This window comes from Isosphaeraceae bacterium EP7, from assembly GCA_038400315.1.
GTDB lineage: Bacteria > Planctomycetota > Planctomycetia > Isosphaerales > Isosphaeraceae > EP7.
Genome location: CP151667.1, coordinates 6,812,645 through 6,828,083 on the forward strand (window position 1 = coordinate 6,812,645; position 15,439 = coordinate 6,828,083).

The 15,439-nt window shown below is 67.9% G+C and carries 12 protein-coding genes; 7 read left to right on the forward strand and 5 right to left on the reverse strand.

Going from position 1 to position 15,439, the window contains the following annotated elements; translation table 11 throughout:
* Window positions 1-15: 15 nt before the first annotated feature.
* Window positions 16-1,497 (forward strand): sulfatase family protein, encoded by a 1,482-nt coding sequence (locus EP7_RS26940; RefSeq protein ID WP_463525349.1) that lies wholly within the window; start codon window positions 16-18, stop codon window positions 1,495-1,497.
* Here EP7_RS26940 and EP7_RS26945 read toward each other — a convergent pair.
* Window positions 1,405-3,240, reverse strand: a complete 1,836-nt coding sequence (locus tag EP7_RS26945) for a hypothetical protein (protein WP_463525350.1) — start codon at window positions 3,238-3,240, stop codon at window positions 1,405-1,407. The two genes, EP7_RS26940 and EP7_RS26945, sit on opposite strands and share 93 nt — an antisense overlap.
* Before the next feature lie 264 nt (window positions 3,241-3,504).
* On the opposite strand from EP7_RS26945, the gene EP7_RS26950 reads away from it, so the two are divergent.
* Entirely contained in the window at window positions 3,505-4,038 is a 534-nt protein-coding gene (locus tag EP7_RS26950; protein ID WP_463525351.1) for a cyclic nucleotide-binding domain-containing protein, read from the forward strand.
* 57 nt (window positions 4,039-4,095) lie between these two features.
* On the opposite strand, the gene EP7_RS26955 is transcribed toward EP7_RS26950, so the two are convergent.
* Window positions 4,096-4,785: a hypothetical protein gene (locus EP7_RS26955; RefSeq protein ID WP_463525352.1), complete on the reverse strand. Its 690-nt coding sequence runs from the start codon at window positions 4,783-4,785 to the stop codon at window positions 4,096-4,098.
* Between the two features lie 358 nt (window positions 4,786-5,143).
* On the opposite strand from EP7_RS26955, the gene EP7_RS26960 reads away from it, so the two are divergent.
* Window positions 5,144-6,115: a PIG-L deacetylase family protein gene (locus EP7_RS26960; protein WP_463525353.1), complete on the forward strand. Its 972-nt coding sequence runs from the start codon at window positions 5,144-5,146 to the stop codon at window positions 6,113-6,115.
* A 116-nt stretch (window positions 6,116-6,231) separates the two neighbouring features.
* A complete protein-coding gene (locus EP7_RS26965; RefSeq protein ID WP_463525354.1) occupies window positions 6,232-7,032 on the forward strand; it encodes a glucosamine-6-phosphate deaminase in 801 nt (266 codons plus the stop codon).
* Between the two features lie 234 nt (window positions 7,033-7,266).
* On the opposite strand, the gene EP7_RS26970 is transcribed toward EP7_RS26965, so the two are convergent.
* Window positions 7,267-8,577 (reverse strand): HupE/UreJ family protein, encoded by a 1,311-nt coding sequence (locus EP7_RS26970; RefSeq protein ID WP_463525355.1) that lies wholly within the window; start codon window positions 8,575-8,577, stop codon window positions 7,267-7,269.
* 7 nt (window positions 8,578-8,584) lie between these two features.
* Window positions 8,585-9,724 carry a DUF3500 domain-containing protein gene (locus EP7_RS26975; RefSeq protein ID WP_463525356.1) on the reverse strand — a complete coding sequence of 380 codons (1,140 nt, stop codon included), beginning with the start codon at window positions 9,722-9,724 and terminating at the stop codon, window positions 8,585-8,587.
* A gap of 670 nt (window positions 9,725-10,394) precedes the next feature.
* Here EP7_RS26975 and EP7_RS26980 point away from each other — a divergent pair.
* From EP7_RS26980 to EP7_RS26990, 3 genes are all read left to right on the forward strand, one after another.
* On the forward strand, window positions 10,395-11,450 hold the full coding sequence (locus tag EP7_RS26980; RefSeq protein WP_463525357.1) for a DUF1559 family PulG-like putative transporter: 1,056 nt from the start codon (window positions 10,395-10,397) through the stop codon (window positions 11,448-11,450).
* A gap of 34 nt (window positions 11,451-11,484) precedes the next feature.
* Window positions 11,485-11,931 (forward strand): hypothetical protein, encoded by a 447-nt coding sequence (locus EP7_RS26985; RefSeq protein ID WP_463525358.1) that lies wholly within the window; start codon window positions 11,485-11,487, stop codon window positions 11,929-11,931.
* Between the two features lie 659 nt (window positions 11,932-12,590).
* Window positions 12,591-13,631 (forward strand): hypothetical protein, encoded by a 1,041-nt coding sequence (locus tag EP7_RS26990; protein WP_463525359.1) that lies wholly within the window; start codon window positions 12,591-12,593, stop codon window positions 13,629-13,631.
* A 176-nt stretch (window positions 13,632-13,807) separates the two neighbouring features.
* Here the strand turns inward: EP7_RS26990 and EP7_RS26995 are convergent, their stop codons facing one another.
* Window positions 13,808-15,382 carry a 2-isopropylmalate synthase gene (locus tag EP7_RS26995; RefSeq protein WP_463525360.1) on the reverse strand — a complete coding sequence of 525 codons (1,575 nt, stop codon included), beginning with the start codon at window positions 15,380-15,382 and terminating at the stop codon, window positions 13,808-13,810.
* Window positions 15,383-15,439 lie beyond the last annotated feature (57 nt).

Below are 15,439 nucleotides of genomic sequence, written 5' to 3' on the forward strand. Positions count from 1 at the left end.
GGTAGAATGGGCGGCATGAATGTCATCGTCGTCGCCTGCAACAGCTTGCATCTGGGGTTCCTGGGCGTTTATGGCAACGGCTGGATCGAGACGCCACACCTCGACCGGCTGGCCACGGAGGCCGTGGTTTTCGACAACCACTTCGCCGAGAACCTGACCACCCTTCCCACCCGCCGGAGCTGGTGGACCGGGAAGTATGGGTTCGCCGACATTGACAGCGGCTGGACCCCGCTGCGGCATGATGAGCCGATCATGCCCGACTTGCTCTTCGACCGCGGGATTCGCACGGCGATGATCTCCGACGTGCCGTTCTTGCGCGACCCGACGCAGGGGTTCGGCCGGGGGTTCGACGAGGTCGTCTGGGTTCGCGGGCAGGGGTATGACCCGCTGGTGCCCAAGGACGACCCCCGAGCCAAGGGCCTCAGCCTGAAGGACGAGCCCAGGCTGCGGCTGCCGGAGAAGGACGACCCGGATTACGACCTCTGGAAGGGGCGCTGGGAGCAGGTCCTGCGCAACCGCGCGGTGCTGCACAGCGAGATGGAAGAGAACACCGGCGTGGCCCGCACCGTGAAGGCGGCCGAGGGCTGGCTGGAACGGCAGGCGACCGACGGTGATACTCGCCCGTTCCTGCTCTGGCTCGACCTGTTCAGCCCGCACGGGCCCTGGGACCCGCCCGAGGAGTATCGCGACAAGTACGCGACGCTGGAGCCCGACGAGTTCGAGGCCGGCGATGAAGGCGACCTCGTCGAGGACGACGACGCGGAAATCGAGATGGACGAGGTGACGGCGCTCATCGACGTGCCGGCCGGCGCGGTGGGCGACGTGCTCGACGAGGCCGAGCTGCTACGCCTCAGGCGCACGTATGCAGGGACCGTGACGCTGGTGGACCGCTGGCTGGGCGAGCTATTCGCAACCCTGAAGCGTCTGGGCCGCGACGAGGACACCTTGCTCGTCTTCACGGCCGATCAGGGGGAGCCCCTGGGCGAGCACGGCTACGTCAGGCGATTCCGCCCCTGGCTCTATGAGGAGCTGATCCACACGCCGCTCATCATCAGGCTGCCGGGCGGGGCGAAGGGCGGGACCCGACGCACGGCCCTGGTGCAGCCCGTGGACCTGCTGCCGACGGTGCTGGCGGCGTTCGGCCTGCCTCGGATGGACGACCTGCACGGCCACGACCTGCTCCCCGTGGTGCGCGGGGAGCAGGCCAAGGTGCGGGATTATGCCTGCATGGGGATGGACGTCGAGGAATTCGCCATCCGGACGCCCGCCTATCACCTGATCCTGCCGATCGAGCCCGACCCGGAGGACGAGCCCCGGGCCAGGCAGCTCTACCTGAAGCCCGAGGACAGGTGGGACCAGAACGACGTGGCGGACCAGCACGCCGAGGTGGCCGAGCATCTGGAGCTAGCGCTTCGGCGCTTCGCCGACGCGGTCGGCCGCGGCAGCCTGGACGGGCTCCCGCCGCTGCGAGAGATCGCCCTGCTGCCCCCCGGCTGAGGCGCCCAGCGAGGGGACGAAGAACGCGGCCGGGATCACGCCCGACCCGGCCCCTGCGGGCTGGGCCTGGGGCGGCGAGACGGGGCGACCCAGGAGCGTGTCGAGCAGCGTCCGCCGCTTGCGGGCGGCCCTGGGCGCCCCGGTCTTCACCACCATCGAGGCCGCCTGCAAGGGGGGATCGAGCTTACGCACCGAGGGGTCGACCTTGGGGATCGCGGCGGCCGTCTTCTCGGAGGATGTCGCGGGGTCGGCCTTGCGGGCGACGACGTCCTTCGAGGCCGCGGGGTTAGCCTTGCGGGCGACGGCTTCGGTCCAGTTGAGCGGATAGTAGCTGGGCAGGAAGACGACGGGGGGGATCTCTTCGAGGTCGCCGGGCCTGGGCCTCGCCATCTTCAGCTTCTCCCTGCCTGCGAGCGCGGGATGCTCGCGGAAGATGCGTCCGAGCAGGGACCTCCGCTCGCGGGCCTGGGGCCGAGGGCTCGACGCCTGGGCCTCGGCCGCCGGGGGTAGGGCGGCGGCCTTCGTAACGTTCACGGCCGGGGCCGGCGCGGCGTTGCTTTTGCTGGCCGGCGGGGTCGCCGCGGCGGCTTCGCGGGAAGGCTCCGAGGTCGGCCGCCGGGGCATCACAACCCGAGAGACCGAAGGACTGGGAGCGGCCACCTTGGCGGGTCCCGGGGCCGGCGGCGGCGGAGCGGGTGCTTTGGCGGGCTCGACGGCCGGCGGGGTCGTGCTCGCTTCTTTGGCGGGTTCAGCCAGCGGAAGCGCGGGCTCGGGTGCTTTGGCGGGCTCGGCGGCCGGCAGGGCCATGGTCGCGGCCGCTTCTTTGGCGGGCTCGACCGCCGGCGGAAGCGAGACCTGCTCCGGGGCAGGCTCAGCAGCCGGCGGGAGTGGGGAATTCTCCGGGGCGGGCTCGGGCTCGGCGGCCGGGGGAAGGGGGTTGGCGTCGACCTCGGGCTTTGCGGGCTCCGGGGCGGGAATGGACGTTTCGGCGGACGCGTCCGGGCTGGCCGGCGGGGCAAGGTCGGCGGTCTCGGCGCGAGCCCTGCGGGCCTCGCCGTCGCGGGGATCGGGCTCGGCGAGGGGGGCCGGGCTGGCGGCGGCGAGGTCGGCCGTGCTGCCGGCCTCGGCGGAGCCCGATTCGGAGGCGGCGAGGGCCTCGTCACGGCCCGGATTGGGCTCGGGCAGCGGCGGGATCTCGATGTTGATGGCCACCGGCAGGATCGACATCGGCTTTCGGCCGACGACGGACCTATGGCCCGGCCGGGTGGCGTCCGAGGTGTCAAGGAGCCCGGGATTTGGGCCGATGGGCGCGTCGGAGGCGTCGACGGCGGGGATCGAGGAAGGCTCGATCAGCGCCGGCTGTTCGGTTGCAGGAGCCGGAGACTCGACCTGATTGGCGACCGCTTTCAGGTCATCAATCGGCGTGCTAGTCCTGTCGTTCTTGCTGGAGCGGACGGGGGACGGGGGGACGACGCCGAAGCGGGACGTGCCCGGCTGGGGGGCGGGACCGCCGCCGGCCGGGGGCGAGGCGAACTGGGGGGCGGCGGTCGGTGGCCGCCCGAATGCCAGCCAATTCGCCCAGCGACGCTTGGCCTGCGACTGGTCGTTCTTCACCATGTCCGTGTACGGCATGATGAAGCGGCCATCCGCCTGGATGTTCGGGTCGGTCCTGTTCTGCGACCCGGCGCAACCCTGGAGGGCCGCGATCATGCCCAGCACGCCTACAATCCACGTCCGATGCATGGCGATTCCCTCCGCCCAAGTCCGTCTCGGCGCCCCACGGGCTGCGCCACCTCGACTCCATCCTGGTATCCAAACCGATCGACCGCGTCGGCCCGCCCTGTCCCTTCAATCCGCGGACGCCCCCACCGCGCCAGACCCACAATCGCTACAAGCAGAAAAAACGACCTAGCCGGCAAGGTCGCCGCCGGGAACAATTCCCCAACGAAGGGCCGCGCCGGCCCCGTTCCACTCGCCGACGGGTCGAGAGAAAAGAGGGCCACCCCGATGTTGTCGACTGCCGCAGCCGAGCAGTTCCTGGCCGTGCCGCTGCTGGCCGAGGTCTCGCGAGAGTCTCGCCAGGCCCTCGTCGACGCGCTGGAGGAGGGGCACGCCAAAGCGGGCGCGACGCTCATCGGCCAGGATAAGCCGAATGAGCAGCTGTCTTTTTTGATCGGCGGCACGGTGGCCGTGACTCACGACTTCCCCGATTCACGCCGCGAGACGGTGACCACGCTGTCGGCGCCGGCGGTCTTCGGGATGCCCTCGTTCTTCCTGGCCTCGCCTTCGCTGGTCTCGATCCGGGCCGTGACGAACGTGCATATTTTGACGCTATCCCACCCGGCCCACGAGGCCCTCAGGCGCGACCACCCGCGCGCCGCCGAGGCCCTGTCGATCGCGGTGGTCCGCGAGCTGGCCGACCGGTTCGACGTGCTGGTCAAGCGGGTCTCGGACCACATGGCCGAGCACAAAGGGGATGCCCCGAGGGCGAGCGAGTGGTCGAGCTTCCGGGCCCAACTGTTCGAGGACGGCGGCACCTGAGCGCCCCCGCCGCCGGGAGTCCGCCCGAGATGCCCCGGCCTCGTGGGGCGACTTCCGTCAGTCCTTCCCCGGCTCGCCGCGGGCCGCGGCGTGCAGGTGATCGGGGACGTGGCTCAACGCCTCGGAGGCCCTGGCCAGCTCGGCGGCCCGCTCGGGCTGCCCGTCCTCGTCGGCTTTCTTCGAGTCTTCATAAAGCTGGTGCGCGGCATCGAGGTAGACCTTCTCGTCGGCGGTCGGCGGCTCGTCGCCTTGCTTGGCCTTCCGCTCGGCCTTCTTGATCTGGTCCTCGGCCTTCCTCGAGTCCTTGCGAAGCCGCTTCTCGGCGTCGCCGCGGCCCGGGCCCGGGGGGGGCGGCAGATCTGGGTCGGGCTTGGATAGGCGTGACGCGTTGCGGACGTGGTCGATGGCGCGGGCCAGGTCGTGCGCGGCTGCGCCCAGGGCGCGGGCCCTTCGGGGCTCGCGGGCCTCGTGGGCCTTGACGGCGTCGCGGTAAAGCTGGCTGGCCCGCTCGGTCCAGTCGCGGAGCTTGGCATCGGCCTTGGCGGGGGCCTGATCGGCATCGGACCTGAGCCGCCTGAGGAGGTCGTAGGCCTTGGTCAGGTCGCCGCCCGGCCCGTCCTTCTTCTTGGCGTCGTCCTTCTTCTTGACCTTGGGCGGCTCATCGTCCGGGTCCTGGGCTCCGGCAAGGAAGCCGGCGGCCCCCAGCCCGAGCAGGGTTGTAAGGCCGAATACGACGAATTTCTTCATCGATGGACACCTCGGGTCGAGTTGGAAGATTGTCCGCGGCACCGTTTCGGATTCGGGTCACCGCGTGCCCAAGGTGCAGCTTGTGTGCCGCGGGAGGGGGCCTTGAAATCGATCGGAACATCCAATTGGTTGACGTTAGGCGTTGCCTGCCGCACAATAAGACCGTGACTGGGTCGCTCCGATCTCCGTACGCGCCCGTCCTTCTGCCACCTCGTTCGACGCGGCAAGAAGCCCGCCGAGCCGGGCCCATCCGGGCCAGGCCCGACATTGCCTCCCCTGCTCTCGTCGGATGTCCGACCAGGCCGGTGCGAGGTCTCCTTTCTAGCCAGCGACAGTCTACGCCGGAGCCCGCCCTTCCATGGACCAACCGTCTCCCCTGGCGCGCTGCACGCACTGGCAACCCTCGTTCGCCGACCTGCTGCGCACCGTGAAGCTGAGCGGCTCGCACGGCCACCTCAATGATGTCCGTGAGTCGCTGCGATCGGCGATCGGACCCGATCGCCCCCTGGTGATGCTCTGCCCGCACGCCGACGACGGGGCCATCACCGCGTCGTGCCTGCTGCACGAGTACGCCGTGCGCCGGGGCCTGCCGGTGGTCGAGGTCCTGGTCTTCGCCGGCGAGCGCAACGTGGCGGCGCCCTGGCTGAACGACCAGAAGAAGGTGACCGTGCGCGAGGCCGAATTCCGCCTCGAATGCAGCGTCCTGGGGGCCGAGGCCGTCTGCTGGAACCTGGACGCCTACCGGAGCCCCGGCTACGAGCCGAGCCCGGCCGACATCGACAAGATCGTCGCCTGGTTCGCGCTGCGCAGGCCGGGCGCCGTGATCGTCCCGCCGGCGACCGACGCCCACCTGGCGCACCGGATGACCCGGGCCCTGACGGCCATCGGCCTCATCGGCGCCGGCCTGACCGACACGGTCGTGCTGACCGGCTGGACCCCCTGGGGCCCCCTGCCCCGGCCCAACGCCTACTTCACTTATGATGGCGAGGCCGAGCGCACCAAGGAGTGGGCCATCCACTGCCACGCCTCGCAGATCTTGCTGACCGACTACACCGAGTTCTGCTCGCACCTGGGCCGCGCCTACGCCGCCCTGGCACGCGAGTGGGCCGAGGGGCACAGCATCTCGGGCCGTGCGGCACGCACCGACGACCGGTTCGTCGGCGTCGAGCTATTCCAGATCGAGTCGTACGACCCGACGAGGCCCGACCTGGCCCTGGCCGACCCGATGCTGAAGGCCCTGGGCATCCTGGGGGGCCACATCCCCAACCCCCCGAGCCGCGAAGCCACGGCCGAGGTGGCAGCCGTCGCCGCCGCCGCATCCCACCCCTGACCCGCCCGGTCACCGCGGGCGCCCGGGCCCCGACGCAATCGGGCGCGGTGCGCCTGCGGGCCCATGGCCGGGGCCCGTAGACCTGGAACCGTCCACCACGGAGCGTAAGCCCTCCCATGATCCCGCTTGTCCGCGAACTGAACCTGATGGGCGCCACGATCCAGGTCTACCACGACGCGGCGACGGCGAGCCTGGCCGCCGCCGAGCAGATCGCCCGCCTGACCGACGAGGCCCGCGCCTCCCGCGGCTCGGCGGTGCTAGGGCTGGCCACCGGCAGCACGCCCATCCCGGTCTATGAGCACCTGGTCGACCTGACCCGCGCCGGAAAACTGGCCTGGGAAGGCGTGTCGACCTATAATCTCGACGAATATTACCCGATGTCGCCGGTCGACCCGAACAGCTATCGCTGGTTCATGCACCGGCACCTGTTCAGCCTGGTGAACCTGCCCGCCAACCAGGCGCATGTCCTCGACGGCACCGTCCCCGAGGCGTTCGCCGCGCAGCACGCGGCCGACTACGACCGCTGGATCGACGCCGCGGGAGGGCTCGACCTGCAACTGCTGGGCATTGGCCGGAACGGTCACATCGGCTTCAACGAGCCCACCGACCTGTCCGCCGAAGTCGCCGCGGGGCTGCCGACTCGGATGGTGGACCTGCACCCGACGACCTCCGCCGACGCGGCGAAGGACTTCGGCGGCAAACTGGAGAAGGTCCCCCGACGCGCGCTGACCATGGGCATCGGTCCCATTCTGGCGGCGCGTTCGATCCTGATCCTGGCATTCGGGCCCAACAAGGCCGACGCGGTGCGCAAGAGCCTCGTCGGCCCCGTCACCGCCGAGGTCCCCGCCTCGCTGCTCCAGACCGTGGCCGGCAAGGTCACCTGGATGCTCGACGAGGCCGCCGCCGCGCAGCTCTGAGGCCGGCGGTGGACGACTCCAAGAACGTCCAACGCAACCTTCCGAATAGGGCACTCGCTGGCGATGAAGGCCGGAGAGGCTCGAGGATCTCCCATAACTCGTCGGGAAGGATGGGCTTTGCCCTGGTCGAAGGCTCCAGGACAAATGCCCGACAACATCCTCCATACCCTCTCCGTCCTACCGCCGGGCTTCATCGCACGGCGTAGGCGGAGGACGGATTGGCCGAATTCGCAACTAGGCTTTGACGCAATCGGCGCGGTCGAGCTCGGCTTCGCCAATCCGACGGATCTGGTGATTTCGTCTTCCCGGACTCATCGTGTTTTCCGTGAACGTGGCGGTGACCGCCAGGGCGACCAGGGTCGCGAGCAGCCAGAGGACGTGAGACGCGACCCCCTCGACGATCGGGGCGAGGCGATTGTCCCAGCCGAAGGCCCGCTCGGCGAGCCATGCCGTGGCCGCGATCCCGGTGAGCGTGGCCCCGGCGATGCGGAACGGTCCGTAGACGCGCGAGCGGGCCAGCAGCACGAGCCACGGCATGGCCGCCAGGATGACCAGGAGCTGGACGGCCTCAATCCCGAGATTGAAGCCCAACACGCTCGAGACCATCGTCCAGGGATCGAAGCCGAAGCCGGTCAGGGTCGACGCGAACGCCAGGCCGTGAACCAGGCCGAAGCCGCCGGCGATGAAGACCTCGTGGCCCCGGAAGACCGGGAGCGAGGCATGGACGGCCGAAATCAGAATTGACAGCGCGATGGCCGACTCGACCAGATTCCCGGGCAGGTTCACCCATCCCAGCACGCCTAACAAAAGCGTGATCGAGTGGCCGAGGGTGAACGCGGTCACGACCTTGACGATCCGCCGGAAGGCCGGCCTCCATCCGGCATAGCCGCCCCAACGCCCGCCCGACGCCACGAGCGGCGCGGGCAGGATCAACGCCAACAGGAACAGGAGGTGGTCGGTCCCCTCGGCGATGTGGCGGGCACCGAGGCAGAACATGGCGGCGAACCCCCGGAACCAACTGCCCCCGGAGCGGTCGATGACGAGCTCTGTGCTGGTGTCGCGCATCGAACCCAGGAGGACGGGTGCCTCACCCGTCACGCCGTTGCGCCAGTCGCTGGCCACGGAGACCACCGCCGTGTGCGTGATCAGGTGGTGGAAGATCACGTCGTAGCGGAATGTCAGCCGATCCACGGGCGCGCCGGGCGGCGGCGTCATCGATAACAGCACCCGAACATCGGGGTTCTGCTCGGCGACCGGGGTCACCTTGCGAACCGTCACGGTCCAGGGCCTGCCGTCGGGAGCATACGGGCGGACATGGGCGAGGACGTAATCCTCGAGGGCCGCCCCGTATTGCCGCACCATTTCGACGGCATCCGGAGGCAGCGGCTTCTCCCATCCCACGCCCAACTCGCCGATCGGTAGCGTCAAATCGGCGTCCATTCCCGTGCGATGGAGGCGGAGCACGATCGCCGAGTTGGGCATGGGATGGCCCCACGCGGGGGCCGCCGCCATCAGGAGGATGAGGATCGGGAGCAGACGTCGCATGAGCGCCTCAGAAGGAAAATTCGGCGCCGTAGTCGGTCAACCGGTCCCGCCAGATCGTGTGGTAATGGTCGCTACCCTGCGTGGCGAACTCAATCCAGACGCGCGGCCCGTCGAGTCGCACGTAGTCTCCACGCTCGCCCACGTCCGTCGTGCCCGAGTAGGCCAAGTTGACCTTGTCGAGTTCGGCCTCGTAGAGCTTCTGGTATTCGACGCCCTGGGGGCTGTCGCCCGTCCAGGCCGCGATCGCCTTCCGCACGAAATCCTTCGAGGTCTCGGAAAGCTCGGAGACCGGCACTCCCTCGCTCTTGGCGGGGAACTTGCCGTCCTTGCCCGGGCCGACGTAGACGTCATTGAAACGCGCGTCGAGCTTGGCCCGCTTCGATTGCTCGGGCGTGAGGGAAATCAGCAAGCCGTGCAGGGAGTCGCGCATCGGGGCGAGCGGGTCGTGCGTCTTGCCCTGGTCGTCCTTCCACACCGTCGGCTGTGCGGCGACGTGGTAAGGAGTCGCGGCTCCGGTCGTCCCCTTGTAATAGATGTTAATGGCGAGGTGGTGCCCGCCCAATTGCAGGATCCAGGGCTTCGTCTTCGACGGCTTGCCCAGGAAGGCGATCATATAATTCGCCGAGCCGAACATCGCCCCGCCGCCACCCGGGCCTCCGCCCTTCTTCTTGGCAGGATCGCCGCCCTTCTTCTGGGCCGGGCCACCCGGTCCGCCGGGTCCTCGGCCGCCACCCCCTTTGGCGAAGACGTCATCGGCCGCGCGGACTTCCTGGTATCGCGAGAAACCCTCGTCGCCCAGGGCGACCCTGGCGACTTTCAGCGCCGCCTCGACCTGCTCAGGCTTAAGGTCGCGGTAGAAGACGCCATTGCGGACGTTGGACCCACCAGGAAAGTTCGTCCACCGGACGGCGAGCGACGACTTGAGCACGATCTCGGCGGTCGCACGCTGCTCGTCCGAGAGCGTGGCCAGGAAAGCGTCCGCGGCCTCGACGACGTCGGCGACCTTCGGCGAGGCCAGCAGGTCCGGGGCGGGCGCCGGGGCCTGGGCAGCAGCCTGGGGAGCGACCGAACTGAAGTTGACCGCGATCAAGCCGAGCGACAACGCGATGCCGACGGCGGTCAGGGTGAGAAAGGCCGGTCGATTCATGCGTTTCTCCGATTCGATGCAATGCAAGCTGCTCGCCTAAGCCACTGCGGCAAACATTACCGTGGCTGACTTGCCAACCTACAGTTCTTAACGACAGGAGCGTCTGCAAGAAGACGGCCAAACCCGAAAATTCCATGCTCCATCGGCTCGATCGGTTGCCGCAAAGCTCGCATTCGATTGCAAGGGGGCGAGGAGGTCGCCGATCTTGACGCCATTCTCAGCTCAGGCCCCCTTCTCGGCCGCCGAGATCGTCCCGCCTTGATTCCGGATGGAACGGGCCGTTTCCGGGGAGAAGCTCGGCAAGGCCCGGCGACAACCCTCGAAACGACTGCCGCTTCGCCCTTGCCGTCGAAGTAGACACTTGCTGCTATCTTCACGCCCCTCTGCTGGCCTGGGGTGCTTACCCCGAGCTTACCAGGGACGTCTGGGCTCCCGAATTTCAGCGCCGCGAAGCTTGTCGCGACTTCGGTCTGAGCACGAGGCCTATGCCCATCAGCCCTGACGGTTGGGAGGATGTGGCTTGAGGGCTTGAAACCATTCTCGCATGTTCCCATGGATTGCCCTTGACTTCGCGAGACATAGGATCAATTCTCTTCACACAATCTTCACGAAAGACGCCTCGCGATTCTGCGTCGGCGGCCTTCCAAAACATCTGCGTGGGGTGAATCTGATGCGGCGACGTCATCGTCGAGGGGCGTTCACGCTCATCGAGCTGCTCGTGGTGATCTCGATCATCGCGGTCCTGATCGCGCTCCTCCTGCCCGCGGTGCAAAGCGCCCGCGAGGCGGCCAGGCGCATCCAGTGCACCAATAATCTTAAGCAGCTCGGCCTGTCGCTGCATAACTACATCGACTCGTTCGGCAGCCTGCCTTACGCCGGCGGCTTCTACGTCAACACCAATGCGACGACCCAGCACAAGGGCTGGGGCTGGATCCCCTCGATCCTGCCTCAGATGGAGCAGAGCAACCTATACAACGCGATCAACTTCTCCGACAGCGAGGAGTGTATCGGGATGTCGACGGTGCGGCGAACGAGCATCGCGGCCTTCTTCTGCCCTTCGGACTCGTCGCCCACGCTGCAGAATGACCGGACCCTGCCGGGCGTTCCGTGCGCCGGCGGGCCGACAACGTCGGATGGCGTGGTGGCCGGTCAGTACATCGCGACCGTCACGCATTACGTGGGCAGCTACGGCGACGGCTATAACAACGGCCCGACCGACGCCTACGCCGCCGCGGGCTCGGGCCTGCGTTACGGGTGCGGCGGCTGCAACGCCTCGGGGAGCAACGTGGAGACGCCCGCGGCCGACTGCCCGACGCCGACGGGCGCTTATGGCTCGGGGCCCAACCATCGCGGCCTGTTCGACTACACCAGCCGATCGGGCGCGGTGACGCTCTCGGGCATCACCGACGGAACCAGCAACACGATCATGACGGGGCACACCGTCACGATCGCGCGATCGAACAGCCTGGTCTGGTTCTCCAGCACCGGGACGACCCACGGCACCTCGCTGCCCATCAACTGGATCCTCCAGCAATCGATGCGCAAGGGCTCGTGGTACGGGTCGAGCTGGATGGGCCGCGGCTTCGCCAGCATGCATCCCGGTGGCACCAACGTCGGCATGGGCGACGGCTCGGTCCGGTTCGTCAAGGACACGATCAGCCAGCGGACCTTCAACGCGCTCGGCAGCCGGGCCGGCGGCGAGGTCATCTCGGCCGATTCCTTCTGAACCGTCCCAGGCAAGACGCGGGAGGCGTAACGCCATGCCAGGCTCATTGCGAATCGCCCTGTCACTCTCGTTGGCCTTGCTCGGCACGGTCGGCTGCGGCAGCAACCACGGCTGCGTGCCGGTCGGCGGCACGGTGACGTACAAGGGCAAGCCCGTCGCCGAGGGAGAGGTCTCGTTCGTCCCCGTCGAGGGGGACGGCCGCACCGGGCGCGGGGAGATCAGCAGCGCGGGCGTCTATCAGCTGACCTCGTTCGACCCGGGCGACGGCGTCGTCCCCGGCAAGTACAAGGTCTCCGTCGTCTCGCGCGGGCCCGACAAGCCCATCCCGGCCAAGAAGAAGGGCCGGATGATGGAGGAAGATATGCAGGGGAGCGGCGACCCGCTAATCCCTGCCAAGTACTTCATGCCCGAGACTTCGGGCCTCGAGCGCGAGGTCGAGGCCGCCAAGACGAATACCTTCAACTTCGAACTGACCGACTGACGGCTACCCGGGCAGGTCTAACCGGTTGATGTTCATGCGAACGGCCCGCGTCCCTGACCTTTTCGGGTCGAGACGCGGGCCGTCCGCGTTCGTCATTGCACCCCGGATCTCAGGCGCCGGCGCCCAGTCGGCCGATGACCTCGCGGGGGACGGGCGGACGGCCTTCGGCGATGAGTCTCTCGCGAAGCTCGGCCAGTTCTGGGTGGTTCATGCCGAGCACGTCAAAACAGGTGACCCGCCCGACGGCGGTGCGGCCGACCAGGATAGGGCCTCGCCAAGAAAGATACTGTCCTCAATTGTGCCGTCGAGGTTTAAAGAGTTAGGCGAGCATTTTCGCGGACGGGTCGGTCCCAGCAATGGTCGGGCGTTGATGGCTGTTGCAGAAGACGCAAACAGACGACACCCGAAGTTCCGCCTTGTCGATCTTCCGAGCCGCTCGCGATGATCGGTATCATAGGCTCGCGTTTCACTCGTTCCACGTGCCCACATGCGGCAACCTGGAGTGGCGTCGGCCGGTCCTGCGCCCGTCAGGGATCCGACCGAATGGCCCGGCTAGTGAGCGTCGGAGATGAGCACGGGTGGCCCGCCGGAGCCGTGGCACTTCGCATGCAAACAAAGCGATCCAAAAATATCAACAAGATAGGGCGAGGGGGAACCATGTGAGTCACGGCGATGCCAGGGAACGACTCGAAGGACTGATCGCCTCGTCGGGCGACGCGGTCGCCTCGCTCACGCCACACGCGGGCCTTGAGTTGATCCTTCGCTTCTACGGCGATGACCCCACCGACGAGAGCCTATACTGCGTCTGGACCAACGTCTCCCGCCACGGGGGGGAGGAGTTGGGGTTCGAATTCCGATGGTGTTGCTCGCACTCCGGTGACTCCCAGGGCGCCGCAACGTCCGATTTTACCCTTCTCTTCAAGATCGGTCCGCCGGCCATTGCCGGCGACTTCCACGGGATGATGGCGTGGTGCAGCGGACCTGAAGAGATCGCGACCTTCCGCTCGACCATCGAGGCATGCGATGCCTTCGAAGCGTGGGGGCACTCGCCGGCAGCGGAGGTCCTGCTCCTCTGGGATGACATCCGTACGTCGGCACACGCCTTATTCGACTGCTGGGGAGTTCGGGACCCCTCGCGCCCCGTCGTGAGCATGACTGAGGAGCAATGGTTACGGTCCGATGACGTCTCGTTGATGCTGAAATGGTTCCGCCAGAAGTGGAGCGGCGAGGAGGCCGACCTGGACCGGATTTTGCAGCGTTATTGCCTGGCCTGCTGCCGGAGGATCTGGCGCCTCCTGCCCCAAGAGGCGAGCCGGGCGGGCGTCGAGGTCGCGGAACGGTTTGTCGACGGCTTGGCGACGCGAGCCGAACTCGGGCAGGCGGAATGGCTGGCCGAAGGTGCGGCCTTCAAAATCGACCAAGCTTTGGAACCCGAGTTGATTGCGCTTTGGTGCAACGAAGTCTCGCGGATTCCCCCCGATGACCTTGGAGCAATGATCCACTCGCCGAGGCCAGAAGACGACCTGTCGCCACACCGCTTGCTGAAGCATGCGGCCTACTTCGCCGATATGGCGATGTGCTACCCCGGCATCAAGCCGAAGGAGTCCATCGAGAGATACAGGCTCTTCTTGCCCGCACCGCTCCTTCGAGAAGTCGTCGGCAATCCATTCCGATCGAAGCCGGATCGTCCACGGGAATAGGGTGACCGGGCGAGGTGGAGCCGTTGTGAGGACTCCGATTTCGCCACGATCCTGGCCGGCTCGGAATCGCCGGGGCCCGTCGATCCCGGCCGACGCGAGCGGTTCTCGATCGACTGGATGCGACCAGCAACCGAGAACCGCTCTCACACATCGGCAAGCTCGATCGAGCCCCTGCCTCAGGCGCCGGCGCCCGGTCGGCCGATGACCTCGCGGGGGACGGTCCGGTCTCGGTGGCTGGCGATGGCGTTGACGGCGTTGAGGTAGGCGTAAGCAGATGCCTCGATGATGTCGGTCGAGGCCGCGCGGCCGCGGAAGGCGCGGTCGCCGCTCTCGACGGACAGCTCCAGGGTCACCTCGCCCTGCGCGTCCTTACCCTGGGTCACGCCGCGCACCGAGAACTCGCGCAGGTCGGCCCGCACGCCGGTGACACGCTCGACGGCCTTGAAGATGGCGTCGACCGGGCCATCGCCGATGGCCGCGTCGCGCACCAGGGTGCCGTCGGGCCGCTTGATGCAGACGGTGGCCGTCGGCAGGAGATTGGTGCCCGAGGTCGTGTGCAGGCTGACCAGCTCCCAGAGGGGCTGGACGTTCTGGATCCGCTTCTCGATCAGGACGACCAGGTCCTCGTCGTAGACTTCCTTCTTCTTGTCCGCCAGCACCTTGAAGTCGGTGTAGACCTCTTCCAGCTGGGCGTCGGACAGGTGGAAGCCCAGTTCCTCGACGCGGTCGCGCAGGGCGTGGCGGCCGGAGTGCTTGCCCAGGACGAGGTCGGTCTTGGGGACGCCGACCTCCTCGGGCCTCATGATCTCGTAGGTGGTCCGCTCCTTCAGCATCCCGTCCTGATGGATGCCCGCCTCGTGGGCGAACGCGTTGCGGCCGATGATCGCCTTGTTGCGCTGGACGGCCAGGCCGGTGATGGTCGTCAGCATCCGGCTGACCGGGTAGAGCCGCTCGGTCTTGATGTTGGTGGTCAGGCCGTAATAGTCGGACCTGGTCTTCAGGGCCATGACGATCTCTTCGAGCGCGGCGTTGCCGGCGCGCTCGCCGATGCCGTTGATGGTGCACTCGACCTGCCGTGCCCCGGCCTCGCAGGCGGCCAGGGTGTTGGCCACGGCCATGCCCAGGTCATCATGACAGTGGGCGCTGACGACCGCCTTGCCGATGTTGGGCACCCGCTCGAACAGGGTCCGGATCACCTTGGCGTACTGGCTGGGGACCGCGTAGCCGACGGTGTCGGGGATGTTCACCGTGGTGGCGCCGGCGGCGATGGCGGCCTCGACGACCTCGCAGAGGAAGTCGATCTCGGTGCGTGCGGCGTCCTCGGGGCTGAACTCGATGTCCGCGCAATAGCCCTTGGCGCGGGTGACGCTGGCCACGGCGCGCTCGATGACCTGCTCGCGGGACATCTTCAGCTTGTGCTCGCGGTGGATCGCCGAGGTGGCCAGGAAGACGTGGATCCGCGGCTTCTGGGCGAACTGGATCGCCTCCCAGGCGCGGTCGACGTCGCGGTCGTTGCTGCGTGCGAGTGCGCAGACGGTGGCGTCGGTAACCTCGGCGGCGATGGCCCGCACGGCTTCGAAGTCGCCGGGGGAGGCGATCGGGAAGCCGGCCTCGATGATGTCGACGCCGAGCGCCGCGATCGCCCGGGCGAGCTCGACCTTCTCGGCGATGTTCATGCTCGCCCCGGGCGATTGCTCGCCGTCGCGCAGCGTGGTGTCGAAGATCAAGATCCGACTGTCATCCTGGGCCATCGTCCGAATCTCCCATTTGGCTGCTGCTCTTGGGCATCGCCAACAGCGGGCTCTCGC

What these genes read in the sequence shown, in the direction of transcription:
- EP7_RS26955 (WP_463525352.1), bottom strand. Translation starts at nt 4,785, where the DNA reads ATGAAGAAATTCGTCGTATTCGGCCTTACAACCCTGCTCGGGCTGGGG.
- EP7_RS26965 (WP_463525354.1), top strand. Translation starts at nt 6,232, where the DNA reads ATGATCCCGCTTGTCCGCGAACTGAACCTGATGGGCGCCACGATCCAG.
- EP7_RS26980 (WP_463525357.1), top strand. Translation starts at nt 10,395, where the DNA reads ATGCGGCGACGTCATCGTCGAGGGGCGTTCACGCTCATCGAGCTGCTC.
- EP7_RS26950 (WP_463525351.1), top strand. Translation starts at nt 3,505, where the DNA reads ATGTTGTCGACTGCCGCAGCCGAGCAGTTCCTGGCCGTGCCGCTGCTG.
- EP7_RS26975 (WP_463525356.1), bottom strand. Translation starts at nt 9,724, where the DNA reads ATGAATCGACCGGCCTTTCTCACCCTGACCGCCGTCGGCATCGCGTTG.
- EP7_RS26940 (WP_463525349.1), top strand. Translation starts at nt 16, where the DNA reads ATGAATGTCATCGTCGTCGCCTGCAACAGCTTGCATCTGGGGTTCCTG.
- EP7_RS26945 (WP_463525350.1), bottom strand. Translation starts at nt 3,240, where the DNA reads ATGCATCGGACGTGGATTGTAGGCGTGCTGGGCATGATCGCGGCCCTC.
- EP7_RS26960 (WP_463525353.1), top strand. Translation starts at nt 5,144, where the DNA reads ATGGACCAACCGTCTCCCCTGGCGCGCTGCACGCACTGGCAACCCTCG.
- EP7_RS26970 (WP_463525355.1), bottom strand. Translation starts at nt 8,577, where the DNA reads ATGCGACGTCTGCTCCCGATCCTCATCCTCCTGATGGCGGCGGCCCCC.
- EP7_RS26995 (WP_463525360.1), bottom strand. Translation starts at nt 15,382, where the DNA reads ATGGCCCAGGATGACAGTCGGATCTTGATCTTCGACACCACGCTGCGC.
- EP7_RS26985 (WP_463525358.1), top strand. Translation starts at nt 11,485, where the DNA reads ATGCCAGGCTCATTGCGAATCGCCCTGTCACTCTCGTTGGCCTTGCTC.